This is a genomic window from Roseateles sp. P5_E11 (assembly GCF_054049355.1).
Map to the genome: position 1 here is coordinate 1 of NZ_JBFUMO010000487.1, position 4,449 is coordinate 4,449.

Sequence of the window (4,449 nt, forward strand, 5' to 3'; positions counted from 1 at the left end):
GGTGGGGGCGGGCTGGGTCACGGCAAGGTCGCGGGAGCCCCGGGCTCCACGATTGTTGGCGTGCCGCAGGCGAAGGGAATCATGCTGACGTGGGCGGCCACGATGCGCCAGCCCACGGGCAGCCGCACCCAGGTCTGCGTCTGGAAGCCGCGCAGCGGCGTGTCGCTGCGCACGAACTCGACCTGCGCCACCGCCATGTCGGGCCCGAAGGCGTGCAGGCGCAGGTGCTCCAGCCGCCGCGTGAAGGCCGGCGCGGGCGTGGCGGCGCGGTAGGCCTCCAGCTCGGCGATGCCCCATTGCCGGTCGGCGATGCCGTAGCGCGTGACGCGCGCGTCCTGCCAGAAGAAGGCGTTGAGCGCGGCCACGTCATTGCCCATCAGCGCCTGCTCGTAGGCGTCGAACACGGCGCCGAGCTCGGCCAGCACGGCGGGGGCGTCGAAGCGAGCGGCGTCCATCATGACGAAGCCAGGAAGGCGCGCCAGCCGCCGTGATGGCTGATGTCGGGTGCGCCCAGCAGCGCGGCGCCCTCGCAGATGAAGCCCTTGCCCCAGCGGCCATCGGCCAGCTCCAGATTGCCGAGACCCAGCGGCGGCGGGATCAGCGCCAGCAACGAGCCGACGCTGGCCACCGGCAGTTCGTAGACCTCGACCTCAATGGCGTGGCCGGCCTCGCCTTCAGGCACACGGGCCAGGCCGGGCTTGGGCGGTACGGTGCCTGGCAGTGCGTGCAGGCGGTAGCGCGGTGCGGTCTGCGTGCGCGCCTGCAGCCGCGCGCCGCGCTCCTGCAGCTGGCCATGCAGCGGCAGGCCCTGCAGATGGGCGCCGACGACGGCCAGCAGCAGCGTGGGCTCGCTCAGCGGCCGGGCTTGCACGCGGCGGTCGGCCGGGCGGGCCTCGCGCAGGCGCGCGCCCAGCAGCGCGGGGCCGGCTGCCTCCCAGCGCAGCCCGAAGTCGACCAGCGCCGCCTCRGCGCCGCCGGGGGCGATCAGCGTGATGCCGAAGGGCAGCGGGGATTTGTCATCGGGCAGCTGGCAAGGCAGGGCCAGCGCCGACCAGCCCAGCAGGTTGACGAAGTTGGTGTAGCGGCCCAGCTCGCTGTTGCGCAGCACCGGCTCGGCGGCCACGGCGGCGCGCGTGGGGCAGGTGGGCGCGGTGGGCACGAAGAGCGCGTCCACCTGCTGCCACAGGCTTTGCAGTTCGGCGCGCAGAGTCTCCAGTTCGTAGCGGCCACGGAAGGCGGCCACTGCGTCGTGGTTGCGGCCTTGCGTGATGACGTGGGCCACGGTGGGGTCGAAGGCCTCGGGTTCGGCGGCGAGCAGGGTGTCGACAACGCTCAGCCGCTCGGCCACCCAGGGGCCTTCGTACAGCAGCTTGGCGACTTCGAAAAGCGGCTCGAAGTCCAGCAGCACCAGCTCGGCACCCAGTGCGCGGGCGCGGGCCTGCGCAGCGTCGAAGGCGGCCGGCCAGCCCAGGGCGGCGTCGCAGCCAGGCTCCAGCGGCACACCCAGGCGCAGCACCGCGCGGGCGCCACCCAGCCAGGGCGGGCGCGGCGCGGCGATGTGGAAGCGCGCCTCGTCGCCTTCGGCGCCCTCGAGCAGCGAGAAGGCCAGTGCCGCGTCGGCCACGGTCAGCGCGAACACGCTCACCACGTCCAGCGTGCGGCAGGCCGGCAGCACRCCGCGCATGGGCACGCTGCCCGGCGTGGGCTTCAGGCCCACGAGGTGGTTGAAGCCGGCCGGTACGCGGCCCGAGCCGGCGGTGTCGGTGCCCAGGGCCAGCGGTACCAGGCCCCGCGCCACCACCGAGGCCGAGCCCGAGCTGGAGCCGCCGCTCACGTATTCCGGCGCGAAGCTGTTGGGCACTTCGCCGTACGGCGAGCGGGTGCCGACGAGGCCGGTGGCGAACTGGTCGAGGTTGGTCTTGCCGACGACGATGGCGCCGGCCGCCTGCAGGCGCTGCACGCAGGTGGCCGAGTGCTCGGGCTGGTGGGCGAAGGCCGGGCAGGCGGCCGTGGTGGGCATGCCGGCCACGTCGATGTTGTCCTTCACGGCCAGCGGCACGCCCCACAGCGGCGTGGCCGGGCCGCGCGGTGGCAGCGCGGCGAGCTGGGCGACGAGCTGCTCGGGCGTGCAGACGTGGATCCAGGCGGGGTCGGTGGGTTGCAACCGGGCCAGCAGCTCGGTCAGCAGGATGAAGGGGCTTGCGCCTGCGGCGTAGGCGGCCTGCCAGTCGGCGACGGTGTGCAGGGTTTCGGTCATGTGATCGCTTCGATGACTGCGCTCGACGGCGCTGCCCAGCCGACGATGGCGCCCTGGGCCGTCAGCATGGCCAGCGCGGCGGCCTTGAATTCGGGGAAGTAGCTGGCGGAGCCGTCTTCGATCAGCAGGCACTCGTAACCGCGATCATTGGCTTCGCGCATCGACGTCTGCACGCAGACCTCGGTGGTCACGCCCATGAACAGCAGGTGGGTGATGCCGCGCTCCTTCAGCAGCGCGTCCACCGGCGTGGCGTAGAACATGCCCTTGCCGGGCTTGTCCACCACCAGTTCGCCCGGCAGCGGCGCCAGCTCGGGAATGATCTCGGCGCCGGGCTCGCCGGCAATCAGGACGCGGCCCATGGGCCCGACGTCGCCGATGCGCAGCGACGGCTGGCCGCGCAGCCGCTTGGCCGGCGGGCAGTCGCTGAGGTCGGGGCGGTGGGCCTCGCGGGTGTGCAGCACCACAGCTTCGATGGCACGCCAGGCGTCGAGCATGCGGCGCACGGCCGGCACGATGGCCTGCAGCCGCGTCACGTCGTTGCCCAGGCTGGCGCCGAAGCCGCCGGGCTCGATGAAGTCGCGCTGCATGTCGATGACGACCAGCGCCGTGTGCGCCGGGTTGAAGGTGTAGGGAAAGGGTTGCGCGGTTGCCAGCGTGAGCAGCGTGTTCATGCGTGCCCCTTCCCACCCATGAATTCGCCGAGCGACTGGCGCGTGGCCTCGGCGGCCGGCACGTCGTGCACGATGCGGCCTTCGCTCATGACGACGATGCGGTCGGCCAGCGCCAGCAGCTCGTCCAGGTCTTCGCTGACGAGCAGCACGGCCGCACCCCGGTTGCGTGCGGCCGTCAGGCGGCCGTGGATCTCGGCGACGGCGGCGAAGTCCAGCCCGAAGACGGGGTTGCTGACCAGCAGCAGCTCGGACTCGCCGGCCAGCTCGCGGGCCAGCACGGCGCGCTGCACGTTGCCGCCCGACAGCGTGCGGATGGCGGCGCGCTCGCCCTGGGTCTTGACGCCGTACTCGGCGATCCATTCGCGCGCACGCTGGCGCAGCGCGCCCCAGCGCACCAGGCCGCCGCGCGCCCAGGGTGCCTCGTCGAAGCTGCGCAGCGCCATGTTCTGCGCCACGCTCAAGGGGCCGACGCAGGCATTGGCCAGCGGCTCCTCGGGCAGGCTGCGCACCTTGCGGGCGCGGTTCTCGGCGCGCCGCGCCAGGAAGGGCTGGTCGTCCACCATCACCCGGCCGGCGAGGCGGGCGCGCTGGCCCACCAGGGCCTGCATCAGCTCGCGCTGGCCGTTGCCGCTGACGCCGGCAATGCCGACGATCTCGCCGCGCCGCACGTCCAGGCTCAGGGCACGCACGGCGGGCTCGCCGCGGTCGCCCATCACGTCCAGGGCCTCGATGGCGAGCTTGACTTCACCGGGCGGACGCGTTTCGCGCACCCACGTCGGGCGCATGACCGCGCTGCGGCCCTCGCCCACCATCGCAGTGGCCAGGCTGTCGGGCGTGCAGTCGGCCACGGCGCCGGTGGCCGCCAGCGCCCCCTTGCGCAGCACGCTCACGTCGTCGGCATAGGCCATCACCTCGCGGAACTTGTGCGTGATCATCAGCACCGAGCAGGCCATGGCGTGCGCCTGCTCGCGCAGCGCGCCCAGCACCTCGTCGGCCTCCTGCGGCGTCAGCACCGAGGTGGGCTCGTCGAGGATGAGCAGGCGCGGCTTCAGGAACAGCTGCTTGAGGATTTCGAGCTTCTGCCTCTCGCCGGCCGACAGCTCGCCGGGCCAGGCGTCCAGCGGCAGGCGAAAAGGTGCCGTGTCCATGAAGGCCTGCAGCTCGGCGCGGGCGGCCTTCCAGTCCACGACCATGGGCAGGTGGCCGCGCGCCAGCAGCAGGTTCTCGGCGACGCTCATGCCGGGCACGACGGTGAAGTGCTGGTAGACCATGCCCAGGCCGAGGTCGCGGGCCACGACCGGCGAGGCGATCTCGCGCTCGCGGCCGTCCACCAGCACGGCGCCGTCGTCGGGGCGGTGGTAGCCGACGATGGCCTTCACCAGCGTGCTTTTGCCCGCGCCGTTCTCGCCCAGCAGCGCATGCACGGTGCCGGGCCGCACGGTGAGGGAGACGTCATCCAGCGCCGTGAAGCTGCCGAAGCGCTTGGTGAGGCGGTAGGTATCGAGCTGCAGGGCGTGCGGG

4 protein-coding genes are annotated in these 4,449 nt (G+C 72.9%); all 4 read right to left on the reverse strand.

All coding sequences use genetic code 11. From position 1 onward, the window contains the following. Positions 1–17: 17 nt before the first annotated feature. The 4 genes from hpxZ to ACXJKR_RS25260 are packed head-to-tail and all read right to left on the reverse strand — an operon-like array spanning position 18 to position 4,439. Positions 18–455, reverse strand: coding sequence for an oxalurate catabolism protein HpxZ (gene hpxZ, locus ACXJKR_RS25245; RefSeq protein WP_457325165.1), 438 nt, complete (start codon positions 453–455; stop codon positions 18–20). Next, positions 455–2,257, reverse strand: coding sequence for an allophanate hydrolase (atzF, locus tag ACXJKR_RS25250; protein ID WP_457325166.1), 1,803 nt, complete (start codon positions 2,255–2,257; stop codon positions 455–457). Before atzF ends, hpxZ begins: the two co-directional genes overlap by 1 nt. Continuing rightward, positions 2,254–2,928 (reverse strand): cysteine hydrolase family protein, encoded by a 675-nt coding sequence (locus ACXJKR_RS25255; protein WP_056205655.1) that lies wholly within the window; start codon positions 2,926–2,928, stop codon positions 2,254–2,256. The genes atzF and ACXJKR_RS25255 overlap by 4 nt, the downstream gene beginning before the upstream one ends. Next, a complete protein-coding gene (locus tag ACXJKR_RS25260; protein ID WP_457325167.1) occupies positions 2,925–4,439 on the reverse strand; it encodes an ABC transporter ATP-binding protein in 1,515 nt (504 codons plus the stop codon). The genes ACXJKR_RS25255 and ACXJKR_RS25260 overlap by 4 nt, the downstream gene beginning before the upstream one ends. Between the last annotated feature and the right edge of the window lie 10 nt (positions 4,440–4,449).